Origin of the sequence: Rhodococcus sp. CX, from assembly GCF_015865005.1 — a bacterium.
GTDB lineage: Bacteria > Actinomycetota > Actinomycetes > Mycobacteriales > Mycobacteriaceae > Rhodococcus.
On record NZ_JADZGH010000211.1, the window covers coordinates 3,138 to 22,284 of the forward strand.

The window sequence follows — 19,147 nt, forward strand, 5'->3', positions numbered from 1 at the left end:
GCCCTTGGACTCCGAGTAGCCCTGGGCGTGCGGGAGAGCGGCGATCATGTCCTGCACGATCGTCTCGGGCGCCTCGAATCCGAACGGGGCGGGATTGCCGATGTTCAGCTTCAGGATGCGGTGACCTTCCGCTTCCAGTCGCGCGGCGTGGGCGTGTACCGGCCCGCGGATCTCGTACAGCACGTTCTGCAGCTTCGAGGACTGCTCGAGCGGGCGGGTGATGCGGTGGTGAAGGTGGCCTTGCTCTCCGATAGTCACGGCGTCCATGGTGCCACCGGCGCGCAACTCCATTTCAACCGGATTTTCCGAAACCTCCGACGCGTCTGCCGCGACGATCGTCACAATCAGTGCGATGATGGCCACTTGACCGCGGCGTCGGGGTGACGTCCGGGTGTGGATGTAGAGGGAGTCAGCGGAAATGGCGCAGGGAACTGTGAAGTGGTTCAACGCGGAGAAGGGGTTCGGGTTCATCGAACAGGACGGTGGGGGGCCGGACGTCTTCGTCCACTACTCCGAGATCCAGGGCACCGGGTTCAAGACTCTCGATGAGGGTGCCCGCGTCGAGTTCGAGATCGGTCAGGGTCAGAAGGGTCCGCAGGCGCAGGGCGTCCGCGCCATCTGAATTCGCGTTCCCCGTTCACAACGGTGGTGCCCAGGTATTGGACCCGGCACCACCGTTGTGCTGTTTGTGGCCTCTGTCACGGACCACCGAGGGCCCAACCTCCGTGCACTACTCTTCGAGGCGATGGGGGCTGTGTTCGGGGGCGAGGACAGCCGGCGCGTAGCAATGCGGCTGGAAGTATGTGGTGGAATTGGGTGTGTCCGGGGGGTCGGCAATGCCGATGGACGACGAGATCGGTTCGCGATGGAGGGATCCGAAACGCCATCTCTGGCTGTTCGGACTGGCCGTTCCGCTGAGCCCGTTCATGGCATGGATTCTCGTGCGCTACCTGCACCTCGGTGTCTTCTGGGCGGCCGGGGCGATCGTCATCGCCGTGATCGCGCCGCTCGTCGATCGGTTCGTCGACGAGGACCGAACCAATCCGCCCGAGGCGGTCATGAAGTCCCTCGAGCGCGACAAGTACTACCGCCGGTGCACGTACCTGTACCTGCCGCTGCAGTACGCGGGACTGGTCTTCGGCTGCTGGACCTGGGTGAACTGCCCGATGGGGCCGTTCGAGAAGTTCGCGATGGCCGCGACGCTCGGCGTCGTCGGCGGGGTCGGTATCAACGCAGCCCACGAACTCGGACACAAACGGACGACGCTCGAACGACGCCTCGCGAAGGTCGCGCTCGCCCAGTCCTTCTACGGGCATTTCTACGTGGAGCACAACCACGGTCACCATCTGCGGGTGGCGACGCCCGACGATCCTGCGACCGCTCGTTTCGGAGAGAGCTACTGGCGCTTCCTGCCGCGGACCGTGATCGGCAGCCTGCGCTCGGCCTGGAGCTACGAGAGCGCGCGGCTGCGTCGCCGCGGACGGTCGCCGTGGAATCCGGTTCGCAACAACATCCTCAACGCGTGGGCGATGAGTGTCGTGCTGTACGCGGCCCTCGTCGCGGCCTTCGGCTGGCAGATCGCACCGTGGCTCGTCGTGCAGGCCGTGATGGCCGTGATGTTCCTCGAGGCCGTGAACTATCTCGAGCACTACGGTCTGCTGCGGGAGAAGCGGCCCGACGGCCGTTACGTGCGGGTCGCCGCGCCTCACAGCTGGAACAGCGACCACGTGTGCAGCAACCTGTTCCTCTACAACCTGCAGCGACACAGCGACCATCATGCGAACCCGATGCGCCGCTATCAGACGTTGCGCAGCATGCCGGAGGCACCGCAGCTGCCCGCCGGCTACGCGGTGCTCGTCCTCGTCTCGCTCGTGCCGCCCCTGTGGCGCCGCGTCATGGATCGTCGCGTGCTCGAGCACTACGGCTACGACCTGACGCGAATCAACATCGAGCCGCGCAAAGAAGCCGAAATCCTTGCGCGTTACCCCTCCGTTACGTAATCCTGATCACACGGATGCGGTGCGTCCGTCCGTGTCGGGGCGGGTTGCGGGGGTTGTCGGACGTGAAGACTCTTCGGAAGGGCGGTGCCGGTAGCGCGGCGCTTCGTCGGGCGTGGCTTTCCGGAGTGGTGCTCGCCGGTGTCGTGCTCGCGACGCTCGTCCATGTTCCCGCCGGGGCTGCGCCGGGATCCGTGGTGGAACCGGGTGGCGGCCTCGCGGTCGTCGAGCGGATCGAGAAGGTCGGGGACCGGCGCTGGGATGTGTTCGTGCACTCCCCGGCGATGGACCGCACCATCACCCTGAATGTGATCCGTCCCGCCGATCCGAGCGTGCCGCGGCCGACGCTGTACCTGTTCAACGGGGCCGGCGGCGGCGAGGACGCGATGACCTGGCTCAATCAGACCGACATCCTCGACTTCACCGCGGACAAGAACGTCAACGTCGTCATTCCCGCCGAGGGCATGATCAGCTATTACACCGACTGGCTGCGCGACGATCCCGCATCCGGCACGAACAAGTGGGGCACGTTCCTCACCCGGGAGTTGCCTCCCGTGCTGGACCGCACGCTCGGAGCCTCGGGCGTCAACGCGATCGCGGGCCTGTCGATGGCTGCCACGTCCGTGCTCGATCTGGCGATCCAGGCGCCGGGCTTGTATCGGGCGGTCGCGTCGTACAGCGGGTGCGCACAGACCAGCGACCCCCTCGGTCAGGCATACGTCCGGTCCGTCGTCGAGGTGGCCGGCGCGAAGGACGCCACGGACATGTGGGGGCCCTACGACGGCCCGGGGTGGGAGGCGCACGACCCCTACCTCAACGCCGAGAAGCTGCGAGGCCTGTCTCTGTACATTTCGAACGGCAGCGGGCTCCCCGGCCCCCACGACAGTCCGTTCCTGCCCCGGTCCCCGCAGGCACCGTGGCTGATCGAGCAGATCGTGTGGGGTGGTCTCCTCGAGGCGGCCACCAACGTCTGCACGCACCGGCTCGCCGACCGCCTGCGGGAACTGGACATCCCCGCGACCGTCCGGTTCCGTGATCTCGGGACGCACTCGTGGGGTTACTGGCAGGACGAGTTGCACGAGTCGTGGCCGCAGCTGGCGGCGGCAATGGGCGCCGACGAGTAGCAGATCGACATCTGGATTCGCTCGCATACTCCTCGACGAGATGGGGTCGTGCATTTGTGCCCGGCGCGGGTCCTGTCGGTTCCCCGGACGTCGGTTCCGTTATGCACCACGGAATTACATCACTTCGAATTGCTTACGCGCTGCCGGCGGAATGGAATTCGACCGTTCGAACGACGCGGTAGGTGATCGTTACGTGGAATAACGGAAAACGCTGTGCTGCTGCCTGCGCACGGTGGAATCCAGATGCAATGTGTGTAACGGAACACACTTTGCGGTGTTAAGTAACGAATCTTAACTTGATAACGATCCGGCTTCTGTACGCTCCGTGAGTTCAAGAATTCGAGTGCCAGGAGGGTTCGTGGCACTGCCCACGCACGCATCCGCGGAAGATGCGATTGCCGTATCCCACCGGGGTGCCGTCGCGCGTCGACTGTGGGCGGCGACGTACGTGAAGCGGTTGGTCATCACCGACACGTTGATCGTGGCGGTGGCGGTCCTGGCGGCGCAGTGGGTCCGATTCGGGACTTTCGATGTGCAGGTCCAGTCCAAGGCCGTCAGTTTCGTCGGTTACGGCCTCGTGACCGTTGTTCTGATTGCCCTGTGGTTGTCCGTCCTGGCGATCTTCCGCACCCGGTCCCCGCGCGTGGTGGGAAGCGGGGACGAGGAGTACCGCCGGATCATCTCGTCGACGTTCTGGATGTTCGGCGTCATCGCCATCGTGGCGCTGCTCGCGGGGCTCGATCTGGCCCGCCTCTATCTCGCAATCGCCCTCCCGACGGGATTGGGGGGCCTGCTTCTCGGCCGTTGGCTCTGGCGCAGGCGAGTGACGCGCTGGCGCGAACGCGGTCAGTTGCAGACCGCGGTGCTGGTCGTCGGTGGCGAGCGCTCCATCCGTGACCTGATCGAATCCTTCTCGAGGGGGACCGCCGACGGATACCACGTGGTGGGGGCCTGCATCCCCGGTTCCGACGGCCGTAGAGGCGGAACGATCCGCTCGGCCGGCACCGAGGTCCCCGTGCTCGGCAGCGAAATCGACGTGGTCGCCGCGCTGGAGCAGACCGGTGCCGACACCGTCGTGATCACAGACACCGAGAGGGTGGGCCATCGCGGTATTCGGGATCTGCTGTGGGAATTGGAGGATTCCGAGATCGACCTCGTGGTCGCTCCGGGAATCATCGATGTTTCCGGGCCCCGCCTCGAAATGCGCCCGGTCGCCGGTCTCCCGCTCATCCATGTGGAGAAACCCCAATATCACGGTGCCAAGAGCTTCGCGAAGACCGCATTCGATGTGGTGTTTTCCGCTCTCGTGCTGCTCGTCGCGAGTCCGCTGATGATTGCGGTGGCGATCGCGATCAAACTCACCAGCAAAGGCCCGGTCTTCTACAAATCCGTACGCATCGGTCTCGACGGACAACCGTTCATGATGTTGAAATTCCGGTCCATGGTGGACGGTGCCGACCGAAATGTAGCGGCGCTGATGGACAGGAACGAAGGCGCCGGGGTCCTGTTCAAGCTGCGAGAAGATCCACGCGTCACGCCCGTGGGCCGAATGTTGCGCCGGTACAGCATCGACGAACTGCCGCAGTTCATCAATGTGCTGCGCAGGGATATGAGCGTGGTCGGCCCACGTCCGCCCTTACGGCGCGAGGTGGCGGAATACGACGGAACGGTGCGTCGCCGGTTGCTCGTCAAGCCCGGGATGACCGGGCTGTGGCAGGTGAGCGGACGGTCGGACCTGTCGTGGGAGGAGTCGGTGCGACTCGACCTGTCCTATGTGGAGAACTGGTCGATGGTTGGGGACCTGCTCATCGTCGTCAAGACCGTCCGGGCCGTTGTCGCCGGGGCAGGCGCGTACTGATCTCCGATGCACACTTCCCTGATCGACGCTGTCGTCTTCGCCTGCTACGAACCCCCGACCGAACTCCTCGATCGAGTCGCCACGGTGGCGCGTCTCGTGGACCGGGTCTACGTCGTGGACGACGGCAGCCGCACCCTCGATCCGTCGTTCTACCGGTACTTGGATGCGTGCCCGAACGTCACGGTGATGATGAAGCCCGAGAATCGGGGAATCGCGCACAGCCTGAACCTGGGATTCTCTGCGGCTCTGGCGGCGGGCGCGCGGTTCGTGATGACGCTCGATCAGGACACCGTGGTCGACGAGGCCCTGTTCGATGCCATGAACTCTGCGGTCGATGAACTGGAGAGGACACGACCGCATGCCTGGGGTGCCGTCGGTCCCGGGGTGGTCAGTGGCATGCGGTACCACCGTGACTCCTCCGAGGGACTGCGGCCGACACCCGAGATCATCCAGTCCGCAGCGGTCTTCAACTCGGAGGGGTTGCGTTCGGCCGGATTGACGGACGAATCGCTCGTCATCGATGCGGTCGACACGGATCTGTGCTTGCGGTTGAGGGTTCACGGGTATCAGGTGTTCGCGGACGATCGAGTGCAGATTGCGCATCCGATCGGCAGCGGAGGATCCGTCCGTATCCTCGGTCGCCGGGTCTCGGTGACCCACCACAGCCCCCTGCGGCGGTACTACATCACCCGGAATCGCCTCGTGATGTTCCGGCGGTACGGCCGGCGGGAACGACGATGGTTCCTCGTGACGCTGCGTCGGCTCGTGATCGCGACCATCCTGGCGTTGACGATCGAAGATGCGCGCGGAGCGAAGTTCCGTGCGGTGGTCGCCGGCATACGGGACTTCCTTCTCGGCCACAGCGGTCCGGCTCCGAGCCCTCTCCGCTCGTCGATCGATGCGGAGGTCGTCGACGGCATCGCAGTGGTGCTGGTGACCCACAACGGGATGCGGTTCCTCGAGCAGCAGCTCGCCTCGATTGCGGGTCAGTCGACGACACCGGATGCGATCTACCTCGTCGACGATCGCTCGTCCGACGGATCGAGCGAATTCGTCGTCGACTACTTCGCAACCCACGGACGGATCCCGGTGGTGGTCGTTCGCGCTCCCGAGATCCGCACGAGCGATCTGTACACACGGATCGCCGCGAACTTCGAGGCAGGCTTGCGGGCCGCGTCGAAATACCGGTACATCGCGCTGTCCGATCAGGACGACGTCTGGGAAGCCGATCGATTGGCGATGCAGCGCGACCGCCTGTCGTCGGGCCGCGTTCTCCTCACGGTCGGTGACGGGATGCTGATCGATCAGGACGGCGTGCCCACCGGCACGAGGCTGCGTGATCGCTTTCCGGTGCCCGCCGCGTGGAACGAGGCGACATCTGCCGAACGGATGCGACTGCTGCTGCGTCACCCGATGGCCACCGGCGCCGCGATGATGATCGACTCGCACCTCGTGCAGTATGCGACGCCCGTGCCGGCCGGATGGCTGCACGATCGGTGGCTCTCTCTCGTCGGCGCAGCGATCGATTCGATCGACGTCGACGACCGTGTGGTTGTGCGATACCGGATTTCGCCCTCACAGGTCGTGGGGACGCGGGGACAGGTCGACAAGTCCGGTTGGGAGCATCTGGCCGACGGAGGGTCGCGACCCCTGCTTGCCGCCCGCAAGATCGGCCACTTGTCGGGCCGGCTGCGCGACGTCGCCGACGGTGAACAGATCCGCGCGGAACTGTCGGTCCACCGGGTCCTGCGCAGCTATCTGGGGAACCGCAGACGGGAGGCAGCATGACCACCACGTCATACGGGGGAGTGGTCGCTCCGATAGAGTCGGACGACGCGCAGGGTGGTGGGGGCCATGCCCAGTGGGACGTTCAGGTCCTGGTCGCGGCAGAAAACACCGATGCAGGAGGCGCTTGCCGTTGTCGATAGTCAGTGAATTGGTCGACTCACGCGAGTTGGTGCTCAACCTCGTTCGCCGCGAGGTGAAGGGCAAGTACAAGGCGACGGCGCTCGGTCAGCTGTGGTCGTTGGCGAATCCGCTCACGGCGATGGTCATCTACACGGTGGTGTTCGCCTTCATCATCCGCATCCAGCCGGAACCCGGTGATCCGAGTGGCGTCGACGTCTTCGCCGTGTGGCTGCTGTGCGCGCTGCTTCCGTGGACGTTCTTCACCAACGTCGCCAACGGCGGGATGATCGCATTCGTCGGCAACGAGAACCTGGTCAAGAAGGTCTACTTCCCCCGCATCGCACTCGTCGTATCGAACTCGATCGCATGGCTCTACACGTGGGCGATCGAAATGCTGGTACTGCTGGTCGTTCTGCTCGTCATCGGCGCGAATCCGTTGCCGTGGATTCCGCTCGTTCTCGTCGCGATGGCGTTCATGTGGTTGTTCACCACCGGAATCTCGATGATGCTCTCGATCGCAAACGTCTACTTCCGCGACACGCACCACATCATGACGGTCGTCCTGCAGTTGATGTTCTACCTGACGCCGATCGTCTACCCCGTTTCGCTCGTTGCCGAACAGTCCGACCGGATCGGTCCGCTCTTCGGGTCGGTCACCGTACTGGACCTGTATCAGCTCAATCCGATCGGGCACTTCGTCGAGGTGTTCCGCAACCTGCTCTACGACAACCGGTGGCCCGACCTCTCGACCAGCATGGCGTGTGTGGCCTGGGGGGTAGGCACTTTCGCGGTGGGGTATTGGATCTTCAAGCGGCACGAAAAGGGATTGGCGGAGGCGCTATGAGCACGCCGGCGGTAGTGGTCGACGACGTTTCCAAGAAGTTCAGGATCTATCACGAGCGCAACCAGTCACTCAAGAGTGCGGTGATGCGGCGGCGACTGTCCGTGCACGAAGACTTCTGGGCGTTGAAGAACGTATCCCTCGAGGTCCCGGCGTCCTCCACGTTCGCGTTGGTGGGGGACAACGGTTCCGGTAAGTCGACGCTGCTCAAGTGTCTCGCCAAGATCCTGTATCCGAACTCCGGCAAGATCACCACGCACGGCCGGATGGCCGCCCTGCTGGAGGTGGGATCGGGGTTCCATCCTGAGCTTTCCGGACGAGAGAACATCTATCTCAACGCCTCGATCCTCGGTATGACCCGGAAGGAAGTCGAGCGCAAGTTCGACGAGATCGTCGCGTTCTCGGGCGTCGAGGAGTTCATCGACCAGCCTGTCAAGAACTACTCGTCCGGTATGTATGTGCGCCTCGGCTTTTCCGTCGCCATCAACGTCGACCCGGAGGTACTCCTCGTCGACGAGGTGCTCGCCGTCGGTGACGCCGCGTTCCAGGAGAAGTGCGCGGAGAAGTTCGCGCAGTTCCGACGCGAGGGCCGGACCGTTGTCGTCGTGTCCCATTCGCTCGGCCAGCTGCGGAACATGTCGGATCACGCCGTGTGGCTCGAACATGGGCAGCTCAAGGAAGTCGGGCCGGCCGACGTGGTGATCGAAAAGTACCTCGACTCTACTCGCGCAGGGATTCGCGCGACCGAGGACGGAAAGGTCCGTTGGGGATCCGGCGAGGCTGTGGTCGACACGGTCGAGGTACTCGACCGGAACAGGGAGCAATTCGACCGGGTTGTGCCCGCAGGTTCTCAGGTGGTCATCCGCGTGCGCTTCACAGCCAATGAACGTATCAGCAATCCGGTCTTCGCGATCTCCCTCGAATCCGCCGACGGAACGCAGCTCTGGACTGGGAATACGCGCGAAGAGAGACTCATCGTCGGCAGTGTCGAGGGAAGTGGAGCAGCCGAGCTGATTCTGGACTCCCTCCCGCTCGCTCCCGGCGAATACACACTGACCAGCACGGTCTATGACGAAACGATGCAGCACGTCTTCGACGAAGTGCGCGGTGTTGCCCGGCTCAATGTAGGTAGAGGCATCCTCACGACGTCAGCAGGCTATCTGGGGATGAACACCGCATGGGCTCTGACAAACGAAAATACGCAAAGGATTGCGCAATGACTCGGGTCCTCGTGGTGACCAGGGACCGCATCGGCGAAAAAATGGCTGGGCCCGCGATACGCGCATGGGAGATCTCGAAGGCGCTGTCGGAGGAGCACGACGTTCGGTTGGTTGCATTCGGCGGTTGTAGCCGGGCGGGCGAAGGGTTTCAGGCTGTCGGAATCGGACCGAACGATCTCGAGGGTGAAGTCGGTCGATCCGATGTCGTTCTGATCCAGGGATACTTCATGAACGACTTCCCTTGGTTGCGAGATTGTCCGCAAGTGATCGTCGTAGATCTGTACGACCCATTTCATCTCGAATCGCTTGAAGTTGAACGCTTCAAGCCTCGGGAACAGAGGGTTGCTGCGATCGACTCCGCCCGGTACGAACTCCAAAAGCAACTGGAGCGGGGCGACATGTTCCTGTGTGCCTCGGAAAAACAGCGTGATCTGTGGATCGGACACCTCGCCGGCGTGGGGCGAGTCAATCCTGACACATATGACATGGATCAATCGCTGCGGGAGCTGATAGCGGTCGTGCCGTTCGGGACGTCTCCGGAAAAGCCTGCCCGGACGGGTCCTGGTGTGAAGCAGCGCGTCCCTGGGATCGCGGCAGACGACAAGGTCGTGATATGGGGAGGCGGGCTCTACAACTGGTTCGATCCAATCATCGTCGTCCGAGCGATCGAGCGGGTCAGCTGGAAGGTTCCAGAGGTGCGAATGTTCTTCCTCGGCATGAAGCACCCGAATCCGGACATACCCGAGTCTGAAATATCATTGAAGACGCGCAGTGTGGCCGACGAGTTGGGCCTGACGGGAAAGCATGTCTTCTTCAACGAGGACTGGGTGCCTTACGAAAGTCGGAGCAACTACCTCCTGGACGCAGAGATCGGTATCAGCACGCATTTCGATCACGTCGAGACTGCGTTCAGTTTCCGCACTCGGATTCTCGATTACCTCTGGGCCGGGTTGCCGATGATCTCGACGGAAGGCGACACCTTCTCCGCCCTCATTGCGAGAGACGGGCTCGGAATCGTGGTTCCTCCCGAGGATGTCGAAGCGCTTTCTGATGCGCTCATCGCATTGCTGACGGACGACTCCGAACGAGGTCGTATTCGTGAAAGGGTCGAGCAGGTTGCGCAACAATATACATGGCCAGTGGTTCTCGCACCCCTGCTCGATTTCTGTCGGGACCCGCGCCGAGCACCTGACGCCTACCGCATGCAGACCACTCCCGATCCAGTGAAGACTTCGATTCTGAGTGACTCATTTCGTTCAAGTCTGTCGAATGCATGGCGGTATCTTCGGGACGGAGAGCTTCGTACGATAGCCCTCAAGATCAGAAAACGTTTAGGGCAGTCTAGGAATGATCAGCCCTAAGTGAGTCGAGTTCGCTGCAGTGGGATCCTGCGTCGAATTTCGATGCAGGTATCAGAAGGATTCATGAATGCGCGTAGTTCAGGTGTCGGCCCACTATCCGCCGAATTTCATCAGCGGCGGCACCCTCGCCCCCCAGCGCCTCGCGCGGGCGGTTGCGGCATCGGGGCATGAGAGTTACGTCTATGCAGGGCATCTCGATCTAAACCTCCGTCCCTTGTCGACCTGGACCGAGCGTGATGCCGACGTCACAGTACGGTGGATCGTCACGACACCCTGGATCGGCTGGGCCGATCCGAAGAACAGTGTCAATCCCGAGGTCGAGAAGGACTTCTGCGAGTGGCTTGCTGAGGTTCAACCGGATATAGTTCACCTCCATTCACTCCAAACTTTGGGTGGATCGCTGGTACGCGCAGCGAAGAATTCTGGCGCACGTGTCGTCGTGACAATGCATGATTTCTGGTGGTTCTGTGCGCGTCAGTTCCTGGTGTCATCCGAATTGAGGCCGTGTTCACTCGTTGTAAGTTGTGGCGTGTGTTCATGTGCCGTGGAAAGTAGTTGGTTGTCGGAGCGGAATTCGGTGCTGGCGTCACACCTCCTCGCCGCTGATGTAATCCTTGCGCCATCGGAAAGCGCAGCGCGGGTACTTCGGGCGAACGGGGTGCCCAATGCGGTACTAGAGGTGGACGAGAACGGGGTCCCCACCGGTGAACTACGTGCCGGGGTTCCAGTCCTGCAGTCTGAATTCGATGACGCGCAGCCACTACGAATGATGTTCGCCGGCGGAAATGAAGTCCTCAAGGGTGCGCTCCTTCTCCAAGCAGCGGCGAGGGAACTCTCCGATGTTTCGGGTTGGAGTCTCGATATGTATGGAACGACAGAACCCCGAACGAACACACTCCCGAAAGCCGTTCGTTTTCTGCCGCCGTATGATCCCGCTGCCCTTCCCGAGATATTGGCTGAGCACGATGTCCTCGTCCTGCCATCGATCATGCGTGAGTCCCACTCGATTCTGACGCGTGAAGCGCTGACAGCGGGCCTTGTGGTTGTCTGCAGCGACACGTTGGGTCCGGAGGAAGCCGTCAAGCACGGATGGAACGGGCTTGTCGTTCCCGCAGCGGATTCCGACGCACTTGCAGCATCTTTGCGGAGTCTGATTGTGGACCCGACCAGCGCCCGCAGGATGATGGGGCGCGGGTCGGCGTCGACGATTCGAGAACTGTCCGACCAGACAGCTGGGCTGATCGACATGTATTCCCAGCTTGTGTCCACGGACAAGCGGCGTCCTGAATCGGAGCGGGGTAGCACACCAGAATCGGAAATTGCCATCCGGCGAGTGCTTTTCATCATCGGGATTCAAGGCGCGCCGCTTCGGTATCGTGCGCATTTGCCAGCGGAGGCACTACGTTTGCGCGGCATCGACGTTGATATCCGTCACTACCGGGATCCCGATCTCCCGTTTCTCGCTCGTGAATTCGATGCAATCGTCATATACAGAGTCCCCGCGACCCTGCAAATGCTTGACCTGGTTCGCAGTGTGCGGATTCAAAATTCCACGGTACCGATCGTTTACGACGTCGACGACCTTATTTTTGACCCGGATCTCAAGAACGAAGTACACGGACTCGGCAGTCTGAGTGAATCGGACGCGTCACTTTGGTGGCATGGCGTGGCTCGATACCGGACCATGATGGAGACCACCGACATGTTCATCGGCTCTACCCCGGAACTGTGTCGCCATGCAACCGAAGTGACGGGATTGCCATCGCGACAGTTCGACAATGGAGTAGGAATCCTACTGGCCCAGGCCAGTGACGCTGCGCTCATGACCGAGCGAGCCAAGGGGCCGCTGCGCATCGGGTACTTTTCTGGCACAACCACTCATGACGCAGATTGGGCGAGCATTGAGCCGGCGGTCGCAGCCATGATGTCCAAGTTCTCTGATCTCGAGCTGTGGCTGGGTGGACATCTGTCGCCGACAGATGCACTCGATCAGTATTCCGACCGAATCAAGCGGATTCCCTTTGTGCCTTGGTACGAGCTGCCTCGTCTGCTTCGCGATGTGGACGTATGCCTCGCCCCATTGACTGCGAACAGCCGTTTCAACGAGGCGAAGTCTGCTATCAAATGGCTTGAAGCTGCCCTGGTGGAAACTCCGGTCGTCGCCGCGTCGACCGAGCCGTTCCGTGACGCGATCGATCACGGAAGGACCGGATTCCTCGCATCAACGACCGAAGAATGGATTACCTCTCTGACGACGCTGCTGGAGGACTTGTCGGTCCGCCGATACGTCGGCTCGCAGGCGCGACGGGAAGCGCTACTGCGATGGTCGCCGCATCTGCAAGGTGAGATCTATTTGGCGAACCTGTTGGATGCCGCAGAGCTCGTGAATCGCGAGGGACCGAGAAGGCAGAGTCAATGGGTACCCGTTGCTGACAGCGAATACCCCTCGGCGTCGGCCGCATTCGTGGAACCGTACGAGGTTCGATCTGACCGCGTGTGGTCGTTGCGTAGCAAGTTCCGGCGAAGCGCAGCCGCCAGGAAGTTGGAAAATGCTTGGGGTCTCTACCGCGCCGAGGGCGTAGCGTCTGTGATCAGGAAAACGCGCGCCGTCGGCGCTGGCCTGATAGTGCGGCTGGGTCACCGCGGATAGCGGCCGAGACGGGTCGGTGTGTTGACGATTGGGCAACCCACAATGGTCTAAGGTTCGTTCGCACCCTTTCGTGCGAGGGCGATGAGAATCTCTTCGAACTCGACCGCGAAGCGCTCTCCATCGAATGCCCGGGAGCTCACGCGGCATGCCCGCGACATCTCGGCCAGCGTTGTATCCGTTGCTGCGGTTGCGCGTAGGAGTCCCGCGGACAATGCGGAACCACTACGTGCTTCGAACAGCCAGCCGTTGATGCCGTCTTCGACGACCTCGGGGATTCCGAACACATCGGCGGCAAGTATGGGGAGGCCGAAAGCCATCGCCTCCAGGATGGATCGAGGTAGAGACTCCGTGTCCGAAGCGCTCACAAGGATGTCGGAAATCATGAACCATTTGTAGGTGGCAGGGTCTACGTCGACTAGTCGTACTGCGTTTCCGAGGTCCAGGTCGTCGATCGTTTTCCGCACGGCGAGACCATAAGGCGTTGGCTGGAAGCCAACGATGATCAGCTTGGAGTGTGGGCTCTTGTCGAGGATCGATGCGAAGGCGTGCAACAGTGCAAACTGGGACTTTCGCTCCTGAACCATTCCCATGCACAGCAGGATTCGATCGGAATCAGTGAAACCCAGTTCGCTGCGGAGCTCCTCGCGGTCGTGCGTGTCTTGATACGTCGCGATTGCCTCGAGGTCGATGCCGTACCGGACCGTTCTGGTTCGGGCGGTTGGTTCCGCTTTCTCGAACATCTTGCGCGTCGCATCCGCGACGAAGACGTTGAGATCCGCCCCCCTGAGCGCGCTGCGTGCTCGATCACCGATCTCCGTGGGGAGCTGGCGACCCCAATAGGCTTCGTTGAAGACGTCGATATCGAACGACTCGTGGATTGCCCAAACGACCGGCAATTGGCACGATAGTGCGGCGTCGATTCCTATGAACGTCGCCAGCGTGTTCGCCAGCACGGCGTCGCACCGCCATGTCGCCAGTATGCTGCAGAGTTCGGTGACCCGATCGACGTACGGTTTCGGCTCTAGCGGCATCGGTGATCCGAGATGCACTGAGAAACCGGCTGATTCGAGTTCGGCGCGAAGTACTCCGTCTCGGGGTGAGATTACGAGGAACTCCATGGTGTTCTTGGTGGCCAGCCGGAGGAGTAATTCCTGGATGTACAATTCACCTCCTCCGAGATCCAGGGAGTGCACAAACACGGCGATTCGGGGGCGCGAGTCGATGGGGGAACGCGGTGGAACTTGCCGCACCAGGGCAGGTTCGGGAAGGCTCGGCAGAGGAGCCGATTCTTCGATTCTTACTGTTATCGGCCTGGACATCCAGACGTTGCCACTAGAGCCGGTTGCACGAATCCGAAGGGGCAGTGTCGACGGCAACCCTCGTCCTCGGATCGGTACGGCTCCGGAGTAGCCGGCGCCGATGTCGAACTTCAGGCCGGTTTGTTCGGCGGCGACAATGTCGGGGCGAGGTTCTCCCCGGCGTAACCGGATCGGTGGTTCGTCGTCCAGAAGCAGTTCGACGGTGTCTGCGGCCTCGCCATCCACGACCGCCCACCCAGCGACGTGAAGGACATTCCCCGCCAACGAATCGCCATGTCGAGGACGGTCGAGCTCTCCTGTAGTCGTGCCATGGATGATAGATCCGGCTCGAGCCACCCGGACAGTTCGCCTTCCTAACGATTTCTTGTGCCCGTTGTCGATAGCTACGATTTCGAGGATCTTGCCGGACCACGACGGTTCGACAGTGAGCGTGATGGCCCATCCACTATGCAGGAATCCGTGAAGCACTGCGAAGACATCGGGCCGGGCGAGCGACGGAATAGCCCGACTGATGGTTCGTCCGTCGAGTTGGACAACAACAACAATGTCCTCGGTTGCGCGCACCGTGGCGGCCCACCCATGAATGCTGAATCTCCCAGTCTGGACGGATATTTCGGGACCATCGAAATCCCAGGATCCCAGAATAGGAGGAAGTAGACCTAACCTCCGGAAAGGTTGGCTCAGCCGGGCACTCGCAGTGAAGGCGCGGCGACGGGCATCACCTGGCAGCCTACGGACGGAAGACCGACTCATACGGGTACGGTATCCCACACGTACGGAGTAGCACGTCCGTAAGTAGCTGATCCGACCAGGCGTGCCCGGACGTCGACTAGAGGCCGAGCGATGCCGCCAACACGGGCCACGAATCGTGGAAGTCGTCGTTCCAGTAACCCCACGAATGGGTTCCGCTGTTGCGGAAGCTGTAGGTCGCCGGGATTTCCAGTTCGTTCAAGCGATCTGCGAGACGGTGGGTGCAGTAGTTGGTGACCGCCTCGATCGAACCACCCGCGTAGACCTGACGGAACAACGTCGCTGTGCTGCCGTCGATGTGGGGGCCGTCGAGGGTTTCGTACCTGCCGGGGAGCCCGTTGCCGGTGGAGATGAACAGCTCTGTGCCCCGGAGTTTCTCGGCGTTCACATACGGATCGTTTGCCGCCCATTCCGGATCGTTTGCGGGACCGTACATATTGGCGGGATCACCCTGGCCGTACTCGTCCATCGACAGGGTCACGATCGCGTAGCCGAGCGGGTCGCTGATGTTTGCGCAGCCGCTGTAGAGGGCAACACCCTTGTACAGTCCCGGCTTCGCGATCGCGAGCTGCAGCGCGGCCGTGCCCACACGCGACATGCCGGCGATTGCGTTGATCCCGTTGGTGCCCAAGGCCGCATCGATGATCGGGGGAAGCTCCTCCGTCATGAACGTGCGCCACTTGTTCACCCCGAGATTGGGATCGGGATTCTTCCAGTCCGTCCAGTAGGCGTTCTCGCCGCCGATGGGGGAGACCACGTTGACGTTCTCGTCGGCGAGGAACTCCTCGACGTCGGTCTTCTCGCTGCGGGTGGCGCCGTCCAGGAAGTAAAGCGTCGGACGGGCGACGCTGGTGTCCGCGGGCCGCTGCACGTGCACCGGGACCACGCGTTGCATCGACGCCGAGTAGACCTCGAGGACGAGGTGCCGGTCGTCGATGTCGGTGACCGATTCGAGTCTCGAATCGGCAGCGGAGGTCGAGGAGGCCAGGTCGGTTCCGGTCTCGCCGACGGGATCCGCGACCGCCGCGGTGTGGCCGGCGAGTGCGACGCCGACGGTGAGCAGCGAGGACAGTGCGGCCGCGCGGACCTTGGGTGACACGGTTCGTCGATTCATTCTTCGTCCATCGTTTTCAGAGGTGGGCATTTCGGCCGGTTGCTGCTCGAGCGTCGATCTGCGAGATCATCGCCTTCTCGTACGCCGCGCACACACCGTCCCAGGTGTAGTGGCTCGCCTGACGTTCGCGACTGCGCCGACCGAGATTCGACTGGAGCTCGGGATCCGACATGACCGCTGCGAGTTCCGTTGCGATGGCGTCGCCGTCCGGTCGAACGAATCGGGCGGAGTCGGCGAGAACCTCCCGGTTGAACACCGTGTCACGCGCGACGATCGGCGCGCCGCACGCCATTGCCTGCACCAGGGCCGGGTTGGTGCCGCCCACGCTGTGTCCGTGGAAGTAGACGCCGGCGTGCTGCCACAAGGCGAACAGCTTGTCGTCGTCGCTGACGTGCCCGAGCCAGTGGATGCGGTCCGAGGAACGGGACAGCCGATCCGCCTCGGCGTCGAGTTCGTCGCCGTACCCTGACGATCCGACGATCACGACATCCCAATCGCGACTGAGTTTCTCTGCCGCAGCGAAGAATTCGCGCACCGAATTTTCGGGCACGAAGCGGGCGACCATGAGGGCGTAAGACCGTGACGGCAGTCCGTCCACGGGTGCGAGTTGCGGGGGAACGGCGCCGCCGTAGGGGATGAAGATTCCGTCCCGCTTCCATTCACGCTGCCAGCGGCGGGCGATCTCGTGCGAGTCGTAGATCAGACAGTCGGCGAACCGAGCGGTGAGATGAGCACCGCCCTTGAACACCGTCTTGGCCGAGGTGCTCCACTTGTCGCGTTCCCATTCGATGCCGTCGACGTTGAGGACGGTGGGAATCCCGCGAGCCTTGAGCAGCGGCAGCCAATAACCGTTGGCTACGTTCATGATCAGTGCGACGTCCGGTCGTCGCCGCGTGGCATGAGCGGCCGAGGTCAACCCGTAGGACAGGGTGCTCAGTGCCTTGGACTCGACGCCGACGGTCGTGACCGTCTTGACGCGCCGATCGCGCCCCGGATCGTCGACCACGGTGGTGCCGTTGCGTCCGTACACGGTCACGTCCCATCCGCGATCCACGAGATAGGGGGAGAGCTTGCGCACGAGGGTCTCGAAACCGCCGTAGTAGCTGGGATAGCCGCGCGTGCCGAGGATTGCGACTGAACGTCCTTCTTCGGTCATCAAATGGTCACGCATTGCACACCGGGACGTCGACGGTCACGGTCGGGGTGTCGACCAGAGGCTGTATCGGCGTCTGCGCGACGCCGGGTGCGCTCGGCTCGGTCATTTCGAACACGACCTCCACGGTCTCGCCCCGAGGGACGGCTGTGCGGATATGGAAAACCGGATGCCCCACTTCGGTTCCGCGGAGCGGGAACGCCGAGTTGCCGTCGACGGTGACCTTGTCGAGCCGGGCACCTTGTGTGGCGACCAGACTGACCATCGGGAGGTTGGATCCCACGGGAACCTTCTCGGTTCGGGTCTCCATGATCCCGGCGACGTAGCGCGGATAGCCGACCACTTCTTCGGGCGCGTCGTTGTGCAGGCGGACCGTGACGGTCGACTTGCGGGTGTCACCCGTGCAGGTCTCCGCCCGGTACTCGATCTCGCGGCGCAGGTAGTAGTCCATCTTGTTGCCGGCGTGGTTGTTGATCACGACTTCGGCGTAGGGCGCCGGGGTGTCCGCAACTGTGTGGCCGATGGCGCTGTCGGCGAGAACTTCCTGCTCCTCGGGACGGTCGCTCCACACCGCGATGCGGTTCTCGCTCACCGCCCGCGACAGCGCGTCCATCAGTGCTTTGGGCGACTCGATGGAACCGGTCATCTTCGCGACGACCGCGGCGGCGATGTCCTGGAGGTACTGCTTGCGGGCGTTGTTGTCGTCGGCGAAGCGCAGGTAGTTGGAAGAGAGCGTGACGTCGACGATGTTGCCGGCGTCGATCACGTCCCCGTTGGGCAGCGTGACGGGTCCGATGGCTTCGAGGACGTAGCTCAAGGCGATCGGATCGGTGGCGATGGCCCCGTCGACGCGCTGACCGGACTGCTGTTCCCACAGGGATTGCCAGATCCGGCCGGTGTACGGGAAGTGGGAGCTGAAGTTGCTGTTGCGGATGTCGGTGGTGACGGAGTCGGAGAACGCGTACGTGGCCGCGAAATCGGGACCGAGATCCAGGGTTTCGAAGCTCTCCCAGTAGGGGACGTCGTTGTTCGATGCGAGGGTGTCGATCCCGACCACGCCGTTCTCGGCCTTGACGACGCCGAAGCCGCCGACCAGGCCGCCGGTACCGCGGGCTTCGGCGGGCGTCTGGAAGGCCATGAAGTAGTTGCGGGGTCCGTCGGCTCCGAGCATCGCGGGCAGAACCTGGGCGACGTCTGCACCTTCGTCGAGCGCATCTGCGAGTCGGGCGGTCAGATCCCGAACCTGGACCCGGGCGTTGTCGACCGGAGACAAGCCGGCCTCGGGGATGCGTGCTGCCTGCTCGGCGAGCGGGCGCGTCGCGATCGCCGCGTCGGCGAGGATCGGCTCCGCGTCGCGCAGCAGGGCTACGTCGATGCGACCGCCGGGGGCAACCAGCGTGTCGAGGGAGAATGCGCTGCCGGCCTCGACGGTCGGTTTTGCGACATTTGCGGTGAGCCCCTGGGTCACCTTCGCGATCTGGTGCACGGTCTCGAACGGCGCGCCGACGCGAGGGATGAGGCGGAGGACTCGCCAGGGAACCGATTCGGAGGAGTCGACTGCGCTCGCTGCCGACGACTCTGCGACGTCAACGGCGTCGCCGGCAGCACCCATGTCTCCGCCGAGTGCGGCGTCGACGGCGGATTCGGCGCTGGCCTTCGCGTCCTGCAGGCCGTCGTACACCCTCCAGGTGGAGAAGCCGAACCACAGGATCACTGCAGCCCCGACAACCCCGCCGGCCACGAGCAGTGGGCGTCGCAGGTTCCTTCCCTCCCGGAGGGCGCTTGCGCCGGTCGGCTCAGTGCTGGGCCGATCATCCATGAAATGCAACTCCTAGGCTTCCGTCTCCGCCGA

The 19,147-nt window shown here is 62.8% G+C and carries 13 protein-coding genes and 1 pseudogene; 9 read left to right on the forward strand and 5 right to left on the reverse strand.

The annotated features are described in order from the left end of the window. Nucleotides 1–267, reverse strand: a pseudogene (locus I0Q12_RS33640) (aminotransferase); the annotation flags it as partial. Between the two features lie 151 nt (nt 268–418). On the opposite strand from I0Q12_RS33640, the gene I0Q12_RS23305 reads away from it, so the two are divergent. The 9 genes from I0Q12_RS23305 (at nt 419) to I0Q12_RS23345 (ending at nt 12,959) form a co-directional block, all read left to right on the forward strand. Then, on the forward strand, nt 419–622 hold the full coding sequence (locus I0Q12_RS23305) for a cold-shock protein (protein WP_197255165.1): 204 nt from the start codon (nt 419–421) through the stop codon (nt 620–622). Between the two features lie 214 nt (nt 623–836). Further along, a complete protein-coding gene (locus I0Q12_RS23310; RefSeq protein WP_197255166.1) occupies nt 837–2,000 on the forward strand; it encodes an alkane 1-monooxygenase in 1,164 nt (387 codons plus the stop codon). Nucleotides 2,001–2,062: 62 nt separating this feature from the next. Further along, on the forward strand, nt 2,063–3,121 hold the full coding sequence (locus I0Q12_RS23315) for an alpha/beta hydrolase (RefSeq protein WP_374068770.1): 1,059 nt from the start codon (nt 2,063–2,065) through the stop codon (nt 3,119–3,121). Nucleotides 3,122–3,485: 364 nt separating this feature from the next. After that, nucleotides 3,486–4,979, forward strand: coding sequence for a sugar transferase (locus I0Q12_RS23320; RefSeq protein ID WP_231611289.1), 1,494 nt, complete (start codon nt 3,486–3,488; stop codon nt 4,977–4,979). A gap of 6 nt (nt 4,980–4,985) precedes the next feature. After that, on the forward strand, nt 4,986–6,767 hold the full coding sequence (locus I0Q12_RS23325; protein WP_197255171.1) for a glycosyltransferase: 1,782 nt from the start codon (nt 4,986–4,988) through the stop codon (nt 6,765–6,767). A gap of 148 nt (nt 6,768–6,915) precedes the next feature. After that, nucleotides 6,916–7,731, forward strand: a complete 816-nt coding sequence (locus I0Q12_RS23330; protein WP_197255183.1) for an ABC transporter permease — start codon at nt 6,916–6,918, stop codon at nt 7,729–7,731. Further along, the gene (locus tag I0Q12_RS23335; RefSeq protein WP_197255172.1) at nt 7,728–8,948 is read left to right on the forward strand and encodes an ABC transporter ATP-binding protein; all 1,221 of its coding nucleotides are present in this window, start codon (nt 7,728–7,730) and stop codon (nt 8,946–8,948) included. Before I0Q12_RS23330 ends, I0Q12_RS23335 begins: the two co-directional genes overlap by 4 nt. Continuing rightward, nucleotides 8,945–10,309: a glycosyltransferase family 4 protein gene (locus tag I0Q12_RS23340; RefSeq protein ID WP_197255174.1), complete on the forward strand. Its 1,365-nt coding sequence runs from the start codon at nt 8,945–8,947 to the stop codon at nt 10,307–10,309. Before I0Q12_RS23335 ends, I0Q12_RS23340 begins: the two co-directional genes overlap by 4 nt. Before the next feature lie 67 nt (nt 10,310–10,376). Continuing rightward, nucleotides 10,377–12,959 carry a glycosyltransferase gene (locus I0Q12_RS23345; RefSeq protein ID WP_197255176.1) on the forward strand — a complete coding sequence of 861 codons (2,583 nt, stop codon included), beginning with the start codon at nt 10,377–10,379 and terminating at the stop codon, nt 12,957–12,959. A gap of 47 nt (nt 12,960–13,006) precedes the next feature. On the opposite strand, the gene I0Q12_RS34970 is transcribed toward I0Q12_RS23345, so the two are convergent. The 4 genes from I0Q12_RS34970 to I0Q12_RS23365 all read right to left on the reverse strand — a co-directional run bounded on the left by I0Q12_RS34970 (nt 13,007) and on the right by I0Q12_RS23365 (nt 19,114). After that, a complete protein-coding gene (locus tag I0Q12_RS34970) occupies nt 13,007–14,842 on the reverse strand; it encodes a glycosyltransferase family 4 protein (RefSeq protein WP_197255177.1) in 1,836 nt (611 codons plus the stop codon). A 265-nt stretch (nt 14,843–15,107) separates the two neighbouring features. Further along, nucleotides 15,108–16,142 (reverse strand): alpha/beta hydrolase family protein, encoded by a 1,035-nt coding sequence (locus I0Q12_RS23355; protein ID WP_197255178.1) that lies wholly within the window; start codon nt 16,140–16,142, stop codon nt 15,108–15,110. A gap of 16 nt (nt 16,143–16,158) precedes the next feature. Then, nucleotides 16,159–17,313 carry a glycosyltransferase gene (locus I0Q12_RS23360; protein ID WP_231611288.1) on the reverse strand — a complete coding sequence of 385 codons (1,155 nt, stop codon included), beginning with the start codon at nt 17,311–17,313 and terminating at the stop codon, nt 16,159–16,161. Beyond that, nucleotides 17,306–19,114 (reverse strand): DUF4012 domain-containing protein, encoded by a 1,809-nt coding sequence (locus tag I0Q12_RS23365; RefSeq protein WP_197255179.1) that lies wholly within the window; start codon nt 19,112–19,114, stop codon nt 17,306–17,308. The genes I0Q12_RS23360 and I0Q12_RS23365 overlap by 8 nt, the downstream gene beginning before the upstream one ends. Between the last annotated feature and the right edge of the window lie 33 nt (nt 19,115–19,147).

Excerpts from the sequence above, each read along its gene's own strand:
- I0Q12_RS23305 (WP_197255165.1), top strand. The coding sequence starts at position 419 with ATGGCGCAGGGAACTGTGAAGTGGTTCAACGCGGAGAAGGGGTTCGGG.
- I0Q12_RS23310 (WP_197255166.1), top strand. The coding sequence starts at position 837 with ATGCCGATGGACGACGAGATCGGTTCGCGATGGAGGGATCCGAAACGC.
- I0Q12_RS23325 (WP_197255171.1), top strand. The coding sequence starts at position 4,986 with ATGCACACTTCCCTGATCGACGCTGTCGTCTTCGCCTGCTACGAACCC.
- I0Q12_RS23335 (WP_197255172.1), top strand. The coding sequence starts at position 7,728 with ATGAGCACGCCGGCGGTAGTGGTCGACGACGTTTCCAAGAAGTTCAGG.
- I0Q12_RS23340 (WP_197255174.1), top strand. The coding sequence starts at position 8,945 with ATGACTCGGGTCCTCGTGGTGACCAGGGACCGCATCGGCGAAAAAATG.
- I0Q12_RS23345 (WP_197255176.1), top strand. The coding sequence starts at position 10,377 with ATGCGCGTAGTTCAGGTGTCGGCCCACTATCCGCCGAATTTCATCAGC.
- I0Q12_RS23355 (WP_197255178.1), bottom strand. The coding sequence starts at position 16,142 with ATGAATCGACGAACCGTGTCACCCAAGGTCCGCGCGGCCGCACTGTCC.
- I0Q12_RS23360 (WP_231611288.1), bottom strand. The coding sequence starts at position 17,313 with ATGCGTGACCATTTGATGACCGAAGAAGGACGTTCAGTCGCAATCCTC.
- I0Q12_RS23365 (WP_197255179.1), bottom strand. The coding sequence starts at position 19,114 with ATGGATGATCGGCCCAGCACTGAGCCGACCGGCGCAAGCGCCCTCCGG.